Origin of the sequence: Paeniglutamicibacter quisquiliarum, from assembly GCF_019084045.1 — a bacterium.
GTDB lineage: Bacteria > Actinomycetota > Actinomycetes > Actinomycetales > Micrococcaceae > Paeniglutamicibacter > Paeniglutamicibacter quisquiliarum.
The window spans coordinates 67,063-81,544 of the sequence record NZ_JAHRED010000005.1 but is presented as its reverse complement, the minus strand read 5'-3'; the positions used below and the strand labels follow the sequence as shown (position 1 = coordinate 81,544).

General features: G+C 64.9%; 13 protein-coding genes. 8 read left to right on the top strand and 5 right to left on the bottom strand.

Features of this window, described 5'->3' with window-relative positions; all coding sequences use genetic code 11:
* The first annotated feature begins 115 nt into the window (after window positions 1–115).
* Window positions 116–1,489 carry a glutamyl-tRNA reductase gene (locus tag KRR55_RS10670; RefSeq protein ID WP_217389073.1) on the top strand — a complete coding sequence of 458 codons (1,374 nt, stop codon included), beginning with the start codon at window positions 116–118 and terminating at the stop codon, window positions 1,487–1,489.
* A gap of 140 nt (window positions 1,490–1,629) precedes the next feature.
* Here KRR55_RS10670 and moeB read toward each other — a convergent pair whose 3' ends face one another.
* On the bottom strand, window positions 1,630–2,853 hold the full coding sequence (gene moeB, locus KRR55_RS10665) for a molybdopterin-synthase adenylyltransferase MoeB (RefSeq protein ID WP_256449167.1): 1,224 nt from the start codon (window positions 2,851–2,853) through the stop codon (window positions 1,630–1,632).
* A gap of 172 nt (window positions 2,854–3,025) precedes the next feature.
* Between moeB and KRR55_RS10660 the strand changes: the two genes are divergently transcribed.
* Complete coding sequence (locus KRR55_RS10660; protein WP_254456088.1) at window positions 3,026–3,607, top strand: TetR/AcrR family transcriptional regulator; 582 nt, start codon at window positions 3,026–3,028, stop codon at window positions 3,605–3,607.
* A 71-nt stretch (window positions 3,608–3,678) separates the two neighbouring features.
* On the top strand, window positions 3,679–3,900 hold the full coding sequence (locus KRR55_RS10655; protein WP_217389071.1) for a DUF3107 domain-containing protein: 222 nt from the start codon (window positions 3,679–3,681) through the stop codon (window positions 3,898–3,900).
* Window positions 3,901–3,994: 94 nt separating this feature from the next.
* Here KRR55_RS10655 and KRR55_RS10650 read toward each other — a convergent pair whose 3' ends face one another.
* Together KRR55_RS10650 and KRR55_RS10645 are read right to left on the bottom strand one after the other, a co-directional pair.
* Window positions 3,995–4,678 carry a 4a-hydroxytetrahydrobiopterin dehydratase gene (locus KRR55_RS10650; protein ID WP_217389070.1) on the bottom strand — a complete coding sequence of 228 codons (684 nt, stop codon included), beginning with the start codon at window positions 4,676–4,678 and terminating at the stop codon, window positions 3,995–3,997.
* A gap of 49 nt (window positions 4,679–4,727) precedes the next feature.
* Complete coding sequence (locus KRR55_RS10645; RefSeq protein ID WP_217389069.1) at window positions 4,728–5,408, bottom strand: ferritin-like fold-containing protein; 681 nt, start codon at window positions 5,406–5,408, stop codon at window positions 4,728–4,730.
* A gap of 75 nt (window positions 5,409–5,483) precedes the next feature.
* Here KRR55_RS10645 and KRR55_RS10640 point away from each other — a divergent pair, with 75 nt between their 5' ends.
* From KRR55_RS10640 to KRR55_RS10620, 5 genes are all read left to right on the top strand, one after another.
* Entirely contained in the window at window positions 5,484–6,935 is a 1,452-nt protein-coding gene (locus tag KRR55_RS10640; protein WP_217389068.1) for an RNB domain-containing ribonuclease, read from the top strand.
* Between the two features lie 332 nt (window positions 6,936–7,267).
* Entirely contained in the window at window positions 7,268–8,941 is a 1,674-nt protein-coding gene (locus KRR55_RS10635) for a DEAD/DEAH box helicase (RefSeq protein ID WP_254456113.1), read from the top strand.
* Window positions 8,942–8,960: 19 nt separating this feature from the next.
* On the top strand, window positions 8,961–9,902 hold the full coding sequence (locus KRR55_RS10630) for a DNA-methyltransferase (protein WP_254456087.1): 942 nt from the start codon (window positions 8,961–8,963) through the stop codon (window positions 9,900–9,902).
* Between the two features lie 403 nt (window positions 9,903–10,305).
* Window positions 10,306–10,959 (top strand): DUF6318 family protein, encoded by a 654-nt coding sequence (locus tag KRR55_RS20510; protein WP_256449166.1) that lies wholly within the window; start codon window positions 10,306–10,308, stop codon window positions 10,957–10,959.
* 480 nt (window positions 10,960–11,439) lie between these two features.
* Window positions 11,440–11,907, top strand: a complete 468-nt coding sequence (locus tag KRR55_RS10620) for a hypothetical protein (RefSeq protein WP_217389065.1) — start codon at window positions 11,440–11,442, stop codon at window positions 11,905–11,907.
* A 364-nt stretch (window positions 11,908–12,271) separates the two neighbouring features.
* Here KRR55_RS10620 and KRR55_RS10615 read toward each other — a convergent pair whose 3' ends face one another.
* Window positions 12,272–12,403 (bottom strand): putative transporter small subunit, encoded by a 132-nt coding sequence (locus KRR55_RS10615; protein WP_217389064.1) that lies wholly within the window; start codon window positions 12,401–12,403, stop codon window positions 12,272–12,274.
* Between the two features lie 23 nt (window positions 12,404–12,426).
* Window positions 12,427–14,109, bottom strand: a complete 1,683-nt coding sequence (locus KRR55_RS10610; protein ID WP_217389257.1) for a sodium:solute symporter family protein — start codon at window positions 14,107–14,109, stop codon at window positions 12,427–12,429.
* Between the last annotated feature and the right edge of the window lie 373 nt (window positions 14,110–14,482).

Sequence of the window (14,482 nt, the reverse complement as noted above, 5' to 3'; positions counted from 1 at the left end):
TTGCGCCGAATCGTAATCCGCACGCCCCCAGCGAACACGCGGCATGCATTGGGACAGACGAACTGGTCACAACTGATGCTCTACGGCACGTAGAAGGGCTATCATGGGAGGCACTGTGGTTTTACTATCTCTCGTTGCCTCCCATTCAGACATCGACCTCGAGACCGTGGCAAAGATCAGTGCCGACGCCTCCCAGGTCGCTTCCGTCGTGCTCGCTTCGGCCAGCCCGGTCGCCGGCGCCATCACCCTGGCCACCTGCAACCGCTACGAAATCTATTGCGAAGTCCCGCAATCCGAGGACGTCGTTGCCGCCCGGTCGGAGGTGATCGCCCAGATCGCCGCCAGCACCGGACTGAGCCAGGACACCATCTCCACCGCGCTGGTTTCCAAGACCGAGACCGAGGTCATCGAGCACCTCTTCTCCGTCGGCGCCGGGCTCGACTCGGCCGTCATCGGGGAACGCGAGATCGCCGGCCAGGTCCGCCGCGCACTGAACGACGCACAGGCCGCGGGAACCGCCACCGGCTCGCTGGTCCGCCTCTTCCAGGCCGCCTCGCGCACCGCCAAGGACGTCGGCTCGCGCACCTCGCTGGGATCGCGCGGCCTTTCCGTCGTGTCCGTTGCCCTGGAGCTGGCCACCGACCTGAGCCGCGACCCGGACTGGGCCACCAAGAACATCGTCATCTTCGGCACCGGCGCCTACGCCGGGGCCACCATGTCGCTGCTGCGCGAACGCGCCGCCCACAACGTCTCGGTCTTCTCCGCTTCCGGACGCGCCGAGGCCTTCGTCGCCACCCGCGGAGGTACTGCCCTCGACGAGTCCACCCTTGAGGCCGCCCTCGAGCAGGCAGATGTCATCATCGGCTGCTCCGGCTCGGACCACCGGCTGATGGCCGCGGACATCGCGGCCCTGGACCGCGCCTCCCGCCCGCTGGTGGCCATCGACCTGGCGCTGACCCACGACTTCGACCCAGAGCTCGGTGCCGTGGACGGCGTGGAATTGATCAACCTGGAATCGGTGCGCATGGCCGCGCCCGAGGAGCAGGCGCAGTCGCTGCGCCAGGCCCGGAGCATCGTGCTCGATGCCGCCGAGGCCTTCGCCGCCGAACAGCGCGAGCGCGCCGCCGATGCCGCCATCGTGGCCCTGCGCAAGCACACCCAGCGGGTGCTGGAGACCGAGGTGGAGAAGGTCCGCGCCCAGCACGGCTGCACCGCCGCGGCCGAGGAAGTCGAATTCGCCATGCGCCGGATGATGCGCCAGCTGCTGCACGTGCCCACGGTCCGCGCCCGCGAGCTTGCCGCCGCCGGCCGCGCCGGGGAGTACATCGACGCGCTGGAGACCCTCTACGGGCTCGAGGTCGAGGTGCCGAGCGCCCCGTCCGTGAAGAACGCCTCCCGCTGCCCCGTCACCGGGATTGCGTCGGGCGACCCGGCACCCGAGGCCGGGACCCCGTCCCCGTCGGCCGACCTGCAGCGCCAGGTCGGCTAGGCACAGGGAAATCGAACGAAGGCGCCGCGGGCAGCAGGCCTGCCCGCGGCGCCTTTTTCGTGCCACCGCAGCCCCGGACCGCGGCCTCCCGCGGCGCCCAGGCAATCCGTACCCTTCGCTGCCCGGCGCGGCGGTTGACCTCAGTAGGCCGGAAGTGTCGGGTCCACGTCGCTGATCCAGTCCAGGATGCCGCCGGCCACGTGGCGCACCCGGGTGTAGTCGTGCCGCAGCAGGTGGCGCATCACCTCCGAGGAGCGTCCACCGGACTTGCAGTGCAGGATCAGCTCGCGGTCCCGCGGCAGCTCGATCTCGCCGGAGAGGATCGCCCCGCGCGGCGCCAGGATGGCCCCGGGGATCGAGACGATCTCCGCCTCCCCGTGCTCCCGCACGTCGATCAGCAGGAAGTCTTCCTCTCCCCGGGCCCGCGCCTCGAGCATCTCGGCCAGCCGCGACGCCGGGATGCTGTGCCCGGCCGTGAGCCGCAGCCCGTCAGCGTCCAGTTGCGGCACCGCGCAGAAGTCGTCGTAGCTGGGCAGCAGCGCGGTGATCGGCTCCACCTCGGGGTCGGGGCGCAGCGAGACCTCGCGCCAGGTCATGTCCAGCGAATCCAGGATCAGCAGGCGGCCCAGCAGCGTGCGCCCCACCCCGGTGATCAGCTTGATCGCCTCGGCCACCATGACGGAACCGACCTGGGCGCAGAGCACCCCGAAGACCCCTCCCTCGGAGCAGGAGGGAACGGTGCCCGGAGGCGGCGGGGTCGGGTACAGGTCGCGGTAGTTCGGGCCGTAGACGTCCCAAAAAACGCTGACCTGCCCGTCGAAGCGCAGGATCGAGCCCCAGACATAGGGGATTCCGGCGAGCGCCGCGGCGTCGTTGACCAGGTAGCGGGTGGCGAAGTTGTCGGTGCCGTCCAGGACCACGTCGTACTCCCCGAAGAGCGCCACGGCGTTCTCGACGTCCAGCCGTTCGTTGTGCAGCCGCACGGTGACCAGCGGGTTCAGCTCGCGGACGCGCCGGGCCGCCGATTCGGTCTTCAGCTCCCCCACGGTGGCGGTGGAGTGGATGACCTGGCGCTGCAGGTTGCTCAGGTCCACCACGTCGTCGTCGATGATGCCCAGGGTCCCCACCCCGGCAGCGGCCAGGTAGAGCAGGGCCGGAGAGCCCAGTCCCCCTGCCCCGATGACCAGCACGCGGGCGTTCTTGAGCCGGCGCTGCCCGGCCATCCCGATCTCCGGGATGATGATCTGGCGCGAATAGCGCATCAATTCCTCGGGCAGCAGTTCATCCCCCGGCGGCACGAGGGCCGGTGGCCGGCCCGGGGCGTCGTTCCGGTTCTGCGTCATGGGCTCGGTGCTGTGATCCATGTATTCACCATAGTGCTTGGGCGGCACGATGCGTCAGGTCCGGCATCCGTCGTTACCCAAGAGTAGACTTGTGCGAAATGTCGCCCGCTTTCGCCGGGCGTCCTGCTTTCGCGAAAGGGCCGACGTGACCATACCCCCAAGCCTCGGCGGCCGGCCCCAAAGGACGGCCCGGATGCCGCGCGCGGCCCGCCGTCGCCAGCTGCTCCAGGCGGCGCACCAGGTCTTTGTCGCCCACGGCTTCCACGGGGCCTCGATGGACGAGATCGCCGAGGTCGCCGAGGTGTCCAAGCCGGTGCTCTACCAGCACTTCCCGGGCAAGCGGGAGCTCTACGTCGCGTTGCTCGATACGCACATGGACGAGTTCAGCGAACTGTTGAAGCAGGCGATCAACTCCACCGCCGACAACAAGCTGCGCGTGACTGCCACGATTCGCGCCTACTACGAGTACATCGCCAGGGATTCCCAGGGGTTCAGGCTGATCTTCGAGTCGGACCTGCTCAACGACGAGCAGATCGGCGGGCGCATCGAGGCGTTCAACGCGAACTTTGCCCGGCGCATTGCCGACGTCATCGCCGAGGACACCAAGCTTCCCCCGGCACAGGCCCTGCTCATGGGCCGCGCCATGGCCGGGATGGCCCAGGTCTCGGCCCGCTACTGGGTGGATATGGCCGACGAGGTGTCCATGGAAGAGGCCAGTGACTTGGTGTCGCGTTTAGCTTGGCGCGGAATCGGTCGATTCCCCAAGGAATCCTGACGTAAATTCGACAGTAGATGTAGGTCGGCGCCACCGGGCCCCGGCACATGCACCAAACCAGGAAGGCCGACATGGACGTTCGCATTGGAATTCAGAATGTTGCCCGCGAGATCGTAATCGAATCCGCAGAGAACGCGGAGGAGTTGGCCAAGCGCGTCTCCGACGCCTTGGCCGCCGGTGGGGAACTGCGCCTCACCGACACCAAGGGCCGCCTCATGCTCGTGCCCGTTTCGGGCATCGCGTATGTCGAGATCGGTGCCGAGGAAGCGCGCCGGGTGGGCTTCGCCCAGTAGGCGTATTTCGAGCGGCGGCCGAAGGGGGGACGGGAAACTGTCCCCCCTTCGGGCGCTTAAGACCCCCGGTCCGCCGCCGCGCAGCGGCCGGGACCTAGTCGAGGGCGGGCGGATCCTGCCGTTGCTCGGTGCACAGGCAAACCCGGTTGCCGTCGGCGTCCGAGTAGATGGTCCAGCTCGGCTCGTGGGTCCTGTCCCCCAGGCCGGCACGCGGCTCCAGGGCGGCCCGGGCATGTTCCAGCCCGGAATGGGAAATGTGCTTGTCGAGGTGGATCCGGTTGGGGTTCGGCGTTGCCGTCTCCTGGAACCAGATCCGCGGGTTGCGCCCGTGCGGGTCGACAAGGTCCCCGTCGCGGCCCTTGCGGTATCCCATGACCTCGATCCAGAAGTCCTCCAGCCGCTCGGGGTCTTCCGTGTCTATGCCCAGGGACACGTCCTGGTGGCGCTCGGGCACGGCAACGGCCGGCGAGTCGGATGCCGCAAATTCCAGCAGCGTGGCCAGGGCGACGTCGCGCAGCGTGATTTCCCCGCCCACGTCGTGGGAGGTGGTGCTCAGGAAGATGGTGTTCCAGCGCCAGTCGACGTCCGGGTGGTGTCCCTGGCGCTCGGCGGCCTCGGCCACGATGGCCAGGAAGTCGATGGCCTCCCGCGAGTCCGGGAACTTCCAGGCGCACACCAGCGCGCCCTGGCGCTCGCGCCATGACGGCAGCTCCTTCAACGCCCTGGCGACCTCGTACGCGGTCAGGACACGGAGGGGTGAATCCTTCTCAAGGCCCATGGTTCTTCTCGTTTCTGTTGGTTCGGGGACGACGGTCCCCGGTCACTTCTCAGGCGGTCATGCCCAGCTGGCGCATGCGCCGCGAGTGGTTTTCCACCAGCCGGGCAAAGAGCGCCGTCATTTCCTGTCCGCGGTCGTTGCGGCCCTCGGCCTGCAACGCACCCCAGAAGTCATAGGTCTCCCCGATCTCCCGCGCCTGGGTCAGCGCCTCCCCGAGCAATCGGCGGCCCCACAGGGCCAGGCGCGAGGCGCGCTCGGGATGGTCGGAGATCGCCAGCTGCAGCCGCTCGCGCAGCCACTCGGTGTTCGTTTGCGACGTCTTGACCTCCTCCACCAGCGTGCGCGCCTCCGGCTCCAGGCCGGAGGCGATCAGCGCGTAGAAGTCGGCGGCGACCCCGTCGATCACGTACGCCTTGGTCAGCGACTCGTACCAGTCCCCCGGCTTGGTCCGCCGGTGCATCTCGTCCAGCGACGCCATGAACGGCTCGATGACCTCCTGCGGGTCCAGCCCGCGCGCGGCAATCAATTCGCGCACCATTTCGAAGTGCCCGAACTCGGTCACGGCGAATCTGCCCAGGGTTTCGCGGTCGACCAGCGTCGGGGACAGGCGCGCGTCGGAGGACAGGTGTTCGAAGGCGGTGAGCTCCTGGTAGGCGATAAGCCCCAGCAGGGCCAGTTCCGCGTCCTGCGCGGCGGCCGCCGAACCAAAGGTCAAGGGTGATTTGGTCATGGCTTCAGCGTACTCGGGCACAACACACGCGGCACAACATCGTCCCGGCCCGCGCGTGGTGGTTATGCTGGCGATGTGATCCACCAAAATATCGCCCTCACACCCGAGGCCCGCAGCACCGCACTGGCCCAGGCCCTCGAGGCCCTGGAAACGGAGTTCGCCCTGCGCAGTGAATTCCCGCCCGAGGTGCTCGCCGAGGCCCGGCGCGCCATTGCCGACTTCGAGCGCCCCGCCATCGACCGGCGCGAGATTGAGCTTGTCACCATCGACCCGGCAACGTCCACCGACCTGGACCAGGCGGTGCACCTGGCCCGCAGCGGCGAGGGCTATGTGGTCCACTATGCGATCGCCGACGTGCCGGGATTCGTCGCCCTGGGCGGCAGCCTCGATGCCGAGACCAGGCTGCGCGGCCAAACGGTCTACCTGCCGCACCGGCGGATCGCACTGCATCCCGAGGCCATCAGCGAGGACGCCGGTTCCCTGCTGCCGAACCAGGACCGCAGCGCCTACCTCTGGGCCTTCACCCTCGATGCCTCCGGGGCCGTCACCCACACCGCACTGGAACGGGCCATCGTCCGCAGCCGGGAAAAGCTCAACTACGTCGAGGTCCAGGCTTCCCTCGACGCCGGCACCGCCAGCCCGATGCTGCAGCTGCTGCGCGAGGTCGGGCTCAAGCGCATCGAACTGGAGCGGGCCCGCGGCGGCGCGTCCCTGCGCATCCCCTCCCAGGAAGTCGAGTGCGTCGACGGCACCTACACGATCGTGAACGACGCCCCGCTGCCGGTGGAGGACTGGAACGCCCAGATCTCCCTGATGACCGGGATGGAGGCCGCCCGCATCATGCTTGAGGCGAAGGTGGGTCTGCTGCGCACCATGCCGGCACCGGCCGAAAAGGACATCCGGATCTTCCGCCTCCAGGCCAAGGCACTGGGGACCACCTGGGAGCCGGAGCAGCCCTACGGCGAGTTCCTGCGCTCCCTGGACCTGTCCGACACCCGCCAGCTGGCCCTGATGCACCAGGCCACGAGCCTGTTCCGCGGCGCCACCTACACCGCGCTCGACGGCGAGGTGCCCGAGGAAACCGTCCAGGCCGCCATTGCCGCACCCTATGCCCACACCACTGCCCCGCTGCGACGCCTCGTGGACCGCTTCGCGCTGCTGGTCTGTTCCTACGCCGTCCACGGCCAGGAGGTCCCGGCGGGCGTGCGCGAGGTGCTGCCCCAGCTGCCGGAGTTGATGAACGACTCGAACCGCATCGTGAACAAGGTCGAGCGTGCCGCCATCGACACCGTGGAGGCCGCCTCGCTGGCCCACCGCGTGGGCGAGCGCTTCTCCGCGGTGACGCTCACCGGCTCCGGGGATTCGGGCAACGGCAACCACCGCAACGGGGGCACCCTGCAGGTGAAGGACCCGGCCGTGATGGCACCCTTCGAAGGCACCGCGCAGGCGGGCATGCAGGTGGAGGTCGAACTCGTCCACGCGGACATGGCCAGCCGCAAGGTGCTCTTCCGGATCCTCGGGCCCTGACCCCACGCGCCGGGACCCGGGCGCTGCGCCGGGCCCCGGCGGGCGGGCAATACCCGAAATTGCCCGGTCGCACGATATGCTTGAGGGGTATACAAGGATGCCCGGTCGCGTACCTTGAAAAGAATTCATGCGGGATTACCCAGCGACTTCCGCGCCCCACGTGGTCAGATCCACTTGACCGCTAGCTAAGCCTGCGATCGGCTCCGCTGGAAGCACCTCGATTGTGGTGGACCTCCGACCCCATTTCCCCGGCCCTGCCGGGAACGGTCGTCGAGCACCGCACTCCGCAAGTGCCTAAACGAATGAGACCCCCCGTGTCGAATACAGAACACCTGCTCACCGCCGATTCGGCGTCCGAGGCAGTGGACATCGAAGAATCCCTGTCCACCAATGAAACCCCGCACGAAATCCCGCAGCTGACCTTCGCCGACTTCGGCGTGCGCGCCGACATTGTCGAGTCCCTCACGGACGCCGGGATCCTGCACCCCTTCCCCATCCAGTCGATGACCCTCCCGGTCGCACTGGGCGGGCACGACATCATCGGCCAGGCCAAGACCGGCACCGGCAAGACCTTCGGCTTCGGCATCCCCGCGCTGCAGCGCGTGGTCGGCCCGGACGACGAGGGCTACGACAAGCTTCCGGCCCCCGGCGCCCCGCAGGCACTGATCGTCGCCCCGACCCGCGAGCTTGCCGTGCAGGTCGCAGCCGACATCGAGAAGGCCTCGACCAAGCGCAACGCCCGCATCGCCACGATCTACGGCGGACGTGCCTACGAGCCGCAGATCGAGCAGCTGAACAACGGCGTCGAGATCGTGGTCGGCACCCCCGGCCGCCTGATCGACCTGCACCGCCAGCGCCACCTGAACCTGAAGAACGTGCGCATCGTGATCCTCGACGAGGCCGACGAGATGCTTGACCTGGGCTTCCTCCCGGACGTCGAGACGCTGCTGGCCGCGACCCCCGCGATCCGCCAGACCATGCTCTTCTCGGCCACCATGCCCGGCCCGGTCATCGCCATGGCGCGCCGCTACATGACCAAGCCGACGCACATCCGCGCCGCCGACCCGGACGACGACTCGATCACCAAGAAGGACATCCGCCAGGTCGTCTACCGCGCCCACCAGCTGGACAAGGACGAGGTCGTCGCCCGCATCCTGCAGTCCGAGGGCCGCGGCCGGACCATCATCTTCACCAAGACCAAGCGCTCGGCGGCCAAGCTGACCGACGAGCTGATCGATCGCGGTTTCGCCGCCGGCGCCATGCACGGCGACCTGGGCCAGGGTGCCCGCGAGCAGGCGCTGCGCGCCTTCCGCAACAACAAGGTCGACGTGCTGGTCGCCACCGACGTCGCGGCCCGCGGCATCGACGTGGACGACGTCACCCACGTGATCAACCTGCAGTGCCCGGAGGACGAGAAGACCTACCTTCACCGCGTGGGCCGCACCGGCCGCGCCGGCAACAAGGGCACCGCGGTGACCTTCGTGGACTGGGAAGACGTACCCCGCTGGGGATTGATCAACAAGGCCCTGGGCCTGAACGTCACCGAGCCGGTGGAAACCTACTCCTCCTCGCCGCACCTCTACGCCGACCTGAACATCCCCGCGGGGACCAAGGGCCGGTTGCCGCGCCACGCGCGCAAGCTCGAGGGCCTGGCCGGCGAAAAGCTCGAGGACCTGGGCGAGACGGGCAAGAAGCACGCTTCGCGTTCCTCCGAAGGCGGGCGTCGCGGAGAACGCGGCGGCGAGCGCGGCGGCAACAGCGGTGAGCGCGGCGGCAACAGCGGTGAGCGCGGCGGACGCCACGGCCATTCCCGCGGCCGCTCCGACCGTCCGGCCCGCGAGGGCGAGCGCCACCGCGAATCCGCCCCTGCCTCCGAGCACGCCACCGGTTCCGAGTCCGCGGACCAGGGCGCCCCGAAGGCCGAGCGCCCGGCACGCACCCGCCCCAATCGCAGCCGCACCCGCCGCCGCGACGGCGAAGTCGTGAACCGCACCGACGCCGAGTAGATTGACGCCAAGCAACTAGATGACGTTGACCAGCATTCCCGACGGGCCCATCGCCGATCCCTCACCGGACGCCGATGGGCCCGCCGCTGCATCCCCAGCCACCGCCTGGGATCCGGCAGGACCCAACCTGATCGTCCATGCCGAAAACGCGACGTTCCTGCCTACCCTGCCCGATGAATCCTTCACCCTGATCTACGTCGATCCGCCGTTCAACACCGGCCGAACGCAAAAGCGCCAGGTCATGACGTCTGTCCGCACGGCCGCCGGCGAGGGCGACCGGGTCGGTTTCCAGGGCCGGAGCTACTCCACCCTGCGCGGGGACCTGCACAGCTACGACGACGCGTTCGACGACTACTGGTCCTTCCTGGAGCCGCGCCTGCGCGAGGCCTGGCGGCTGCTGGCCGACGACGGGACGCTGTATGTGCACCTTGACTACCGCGAGGTGCACTACGCCAAGGTCATGCTCGATTCGATCTTCGGCCGCGAGTCCTTCCTGAACGAGATCATCTGGGCCTACGACTACGGCGCACGGGCCAAGTCCCGCTGGCCGGCCAAGCACGACAACATCCTGGTGTACGTCAAGAACCCCAAGACCTACCACTTCGACAACGCCGAGGTCGACCGCGAGCCCTACATGGCCCCCGGTTTGGTCACCGCCGAGAAGCGCGAACGCGGCAAGCTGCCCACCGACGTCTGGTGGCACACCATCGTCTCGCCCACCGGCAAGGAAAAAACCGGATACCCGACGCAGAAGCCCGAGGGCATCCTGCGCCGGATCATCAACGCGAGCTCGCGAGAGGGCGACTGGGTCCTGGACTTCTTCGCCGGCTCCGGGACCACCGGTTCCGTTGCCCAGGCCTTGGGCCGACGATTTGTCTGCGTGGACGAAAACCCGCAGTCCATTGCCGTGATGACCAAGCGCATCCCGAAGGCAACGCTGCTTCAGGCCCTGGAAGACTGACCCTTCCTCGGGGTGTTGTTTCCACGTTCGCGGTGGCGCCCCTTGGCCCTTTCCACGAGCCAAGACCTTTGACGCGCTGAGCCCCGTGTTGCCTCGATATCCCAAGGCAACACGGGGCTTCCTGCTATCTGGCGGGATCACGCTGCCACGGCCGGAATAAGTTCCCCACCGGAATCGATAATTGCCGCATCGGCAACCCTCTTGGCGTCGAGCCCCAGATCCAGGCCATCGTCGATGCATAGGTCACCCGATCTTTTCCTCGCCCAATGGCGGTCCAGAGTGTCTCAACGGCAACACGAACGATGCTGCCGCTAGCAATGCCCTGTGGAAAACGCTCCCGAAGTCTTGGGAACGGGGCTAGGATGTCAGCTAATTGACTCCGACCGAATCGTAGGCCTCTGGCATGTTTACGAAAATCAAGAAAGTCATTGTCGTTTGCTGCTCGGGTGCCCTACTGCTCGCGGCGACCGGATGCACCGGGGATGCGACTCCTGCCGAGCCCACCGGTTCGACTTCGGCTTCAACCCCTGCGGCTTCCAGCTCCGCTCCTGCACCGTCACCGAGTCCAACTGCGAAGCCAACGCCCACACCAGTACCAGCGAGCTCAAAGGGCCCCGCGAAGAACTGGCCGGTGCCAAAGATGCCCGAGGCTGCAAAAGAAAAGTCCGATGTAGGAATCGCGGCATTTACAATGCACTGGTTTGACCTTCTCGAATACATGTACGTCACCAACGACACCCGCCCCATAAAAGCAGTCACGCGGCCGCAATGTGAAATTTGTGTTCGAAGTTTCATTGACCCAGCCGACGGACTGGCTAAAAATGGCGCGTGGTCGGTGGGTGGACAACTCGATGCAGCAGTTACCCTTGCCATTGCAGAAGGGCACTCTGGTGTTGCCAATTTTCGATTGGAGCGAGAAGAGCTGTTGGTCTACGACAAAAAAGCCGAATACTACGGAAAGCTGCCGGGAACAGAGAAGCCTGATATTGGAGCCCTTGGAATGGAATACGACAAGGGCTGGCAAGTCATCGATCTTCAGTGGCTTGACTCGGAATGATCGGATATGAAAGCCCAGAAATTTGCAATATTGAGCGCGTTGGCCCTCCTGCTGGCCTCATTCAACGTAGTTATATCTGCAAATATTGCCTATGCCTGTCACGAGGCCGGATATTCAGCAAACGGGAGTGAATTTATTGCCAAGAATCCCGGCTGTAGTTTCAGCAACGGCGGCCGTACCTATGGGGACAAAAAGACTGGACGCACGCGGACCATTAGCAACGGACCAAAAATTCGTTACGAAGTTACTTACTATCAGGAATGCAGTCCGGCGATGACGCTGATTAGAGTTTGTGTGGCCAACACGGACCCTTCATGCCCGGACGGCAGTTACACCTTGACTAGATTAATCAAGGCGCTCAATGGGCCCCGCGTTGGAAGGGTCCTTTCTATGCGGCAATATTGCACCGTTGAGCCAACGATCGAAGTCCCCGGTGCTGAACAAGACATTGCCAGAGTCACGCCGGAACAGTTTCGACGGATGCCGATCAGCGCATCCACAATCTTCAGCCAGCCGGAGAGCTTTTCGCTGCGCAATGGACACGCCCACATGTATGCGGAGTCCAAAACCCAGAACTTCAACATCGAGCTCTTCGACCAAGCCGTCCGCGTCCGGGCGATACCGGTGACCTATGTGTGGTCATACGGGGACGGGACAACACGGAGCCTGAACTTTCCCGGTGCGCCCATGGCCCAGCGCGGCTTTGACGAGCCGACCAGCACCAGCCACGTCTACAAGGACACCGGCGACTTCGGGGTCGGGCTGACCACCCGGTTCCGCGGGGAGTACTCGACGGAGGGCGGCCCGTGGACACCGATCCCCGGTGTTGCCAATGTCCCGAGCCAGCCCATCACGATGAGCGTGTGGCGGACCAAGAAGATCCTCGTGGCGGATAACTGCAACCAGGGAACCAGCGCCCCTGGCTGCGATTCCCTCTTCGAGGACTAGAACTGCCGAACCAGCCGCCGAATCCCTTTGCAGGTACGGGCGAGTAATGAATTCGATGTAGTGGTCCGCTCGACCCCGCGTTCCTGTATCAGCGCGTTGGTTCGGTCGAATTGTTCGTCATCGATCAGGAACGCGTGGTGCTGCGGGGGAAATTCGATAGGCGGTTCGGCCAATTGCAGCATGACACCGACGTCCGACTGGACGTTGGCGAACGGCCCCTGGCGCTCGAAGCGGCTGACTGGGCCACAATGCCGGCGTGGCTCAAAAAGAGCATGGAGTCTGCCTGTGTGACAGGCAGACTCCATGCTCTTGCAGCAATCGGGACGACGGTTGGCCTTTGGCCTGCTTGCCGCCCCTCTGCGGCCTAGACCATGCCCCGGCCCTCGGCACGTGCCTGGCGCCATTCACGATAGAACGCGCGCACAATCACGAAAAGCGTACCGCCAACAACGACGGGCCAGATCAAGACGTATACGGTCAACCAAAAAATATCCATGACAGCCTCCTGTTTCTTTGTCTCTACTTGCTGGTGACCACGGGGTCGACGTCGCTCGTGACCGTCTCGACGGGGTCGAAGTCACCGACACGGTCCTTGATGGTGCTGAAATCGAAGTCCTGCTTCGAACGCACGGACATGAGGTAGCAAACGACGGTCGATACCGAATAAGCGACCAGTGAACCGCTAAGCACTGCGTATTCGTGAAGGGTGCCGAATGCGAACGGCGCCACGATTACGACGGCCGCAATTCCAATGATCCGGGCAATCTTGAGCCCGAAGAATCCAAAGCTCATGAGGCCAAGGACCACACCGACGCCGACGATGGAAATGATGTCAACGATGTAGCCGGTCGCGCCGGACATGGAAATCCATTCGAAGCGCACGGGCAGGAACAAGGCCAGCGCGGCAAGCGTCGAAACGGTGAAGGCCATGTTGGTGACCTTCTTCCAATAGAAGCTCGCAATGACCGGGAACACCAGCGCACCCCAAAGCGCGCCGACGAAGACCAACAAGTCAAGGATGTTCATCTGCCCGGTGGCAAAGAACAGTCCCGCGGCGGTGGCGAGAATCATGGTGATGCGGCCGACCAGGAGCATCGTCTTTGGATTGGCGTTCTTCTTGCCCACCGACTGGCCGTAAATGTCGGCCATGGCGATCGAGGAAAGCGCCGCCAGATCCGAATCGGCCGTGGAGGAAAGTGAACCCAGGATCATGATGAAGAAGACGCACAACAGGACCGGTCCAAGGTAAGTGACGGCCATCTGCGGAATCAGGTTGTTGGTGTCACCGTCAATCGGGGTTATCCCCGCGTACAGTGCTATGACGCCAAGCATGCCAAATCCGATGATCGTGGCGCCATAGCCTATTGTCGCGGTGATGAAGGTCGGCTTGATGAGGTCCTCACGCACCGCGAAGAGGCGCTGGGCGATCGTCTGGTTTCCGATGGCGTACGCAAGAACGGCCGCGATGTACGGGGCACCCTGGTTCATGAACGCGTCGGAGGAGAAGAAATTGCTCTGCTGTGCCGAAAGGTTTGAGGCTCCGGTTTCAAAGAGCCCCGGACCACCGGCGGCAAAGAAGACCACCGGAATGATGATCACCACCGCGCCAAGCATCGCTACTACCTGGGCGAAGTCGGTAAGCACCGATGCGCGGAACCCTGACCAGAGCGTGTAGAGCAGGATGCCTGCGGCCACGGCGATGATGCCTTGCCGGAAGCTGAATGGCGAGAGCAATGCGATAAGCGCGCCACCGGCAATGAAGTTTGAGGTCAGGGAGATAACGCTGCCAAGGATATTGGATCCTGCCAGCATGAGCTGGCTGGAACGACCATGGCGGGCGTACATGACCTCCGCGAGGGTGTGTGCCTTTGGCGCTACCGCACGGATCCTCCGGCCGAAGGGGTAGATGAATAGAATCATCAACGCACCCCAAAGACCGTAGTGAATCGGCCCGGAAATGCCATAGGTATAGCCCGAAGTCGCCGAGGCGTACATCGAGGATGCCCAAATCCAAGTTGCCGTCATGCTGGCCGCAGAGACGCCGAAACCAATTTTGTTTCCGGCTGTCATATAACCGTCGGCATTTTCCTTCTTTTTTCCAATAAAAAGGGACATAACAAATGTCCCCCCGTAAAACAGCACCAACAATCCCAGGACAACCGATCCTGCGAGAAGTTGATAGTCCCCGGTTTCGAGATCCATATCCATCCTCTCTACGTAGGAATGCCGCCGGCAACAATTCCTATAGTTGCGCGCTGGCCGACTAGGGCACAATTAATCGACTTCGCATACACGAATCGAGCAGGCATCCGGCGTGGACGCATTCTGAGCGCGCATAACCACCCGGGCTTCATGCCGGACACTTGGACATCGGACTTAGGTCGCAGGGAGGTTTTCCTCACCCGTGCGCGACACCGATATACATCCAAATTGACGGTGAAATTCCTACCGCCGTGGCTGCGAGTTGCTTCGTGAAACGCTGGAACTAAGCTCAACAAAAACATTTCAAACAGCGAAGCAACTAGAACGATAGTAGCAGGTGTCCGGCGTCCACTCCCCCAGCAGCGAATCTGAT

Excerpts from the sequence above, each read along its gene's own strand:
- KRR55_RS10645 (WP_217389069.1), bottom strand. The coding sequence starts at position 5,408 with ATGACCAAATCACCCTTGACCTTTGGTTCGGCGGCCGCCGCGCAGGAC.
- KRR55_RS20510 (WP_256449166.1), top strand. The coding sequence starts at position 10,306 with ATGTTTACGAAAATCAAGAAAGTCATTGTCGTTTGCTGCTCGGGTGCC.
- KRR55_RS10650 (WP_217389070.1), bottom strand. The coding sequence starts at position 4,678 with ATGGGCCTTGAGAAGGATTCACCCCTCCGTGTCCTGACCGCGTACGAG.
- KRR55_RS10615 (WP_217389064.1), bottom strand. The coding sequence starts at position 12,403 with ATGGATATTTTTTGGTTGACCGTATACGTCTTGATCTGGCCCGTCGTT.
- KRR55_RS10620 (WP_217389065.1), top strand. The coding sequence starts at position 11,440 with ATGCCGATCAGCGCATCCACAATCTTCAGCCAGCCGGAGAGCTTTTCG.
- KRR55_RS10655 (WP_217389071.1), top strand. The coding sequence starts at position 3,679 with ATGGACGTTCGCATTGGAATTCAGAATGTTGCCCGCGAGATCGTAATC.
- moeB (WP_256449167.1), bottom strand. The coding sequence starts at position 2,853 with ATGGATCACAGCACCGAGCCCATGACGCAGAACCGGAACGACGCCCCG.
- KRR55_RS10610 (WP_217389257.1), bottom strand. The coding sequence starts at position 14,109 with ATGGATCTCGAAACCGGGGACTATCAACTTCTCGCAGGATCGGTTGTC.
- KRR55_RS10630 (WP_254456087.1), top strand. The coding sequence starts at position 8,961 with ATGACGTTGACCAGCATTCCCGACGGGCCCATCGCCGATCCCTCACCG.
- KRR55_RS10660 (WP_254456088.1), top strand. The coding sequence starts at position 3,026 with ATGCCGCGCGCGGCCCGCCGTCGCCAGCTGCTCCAGGCGGCGCACCAG.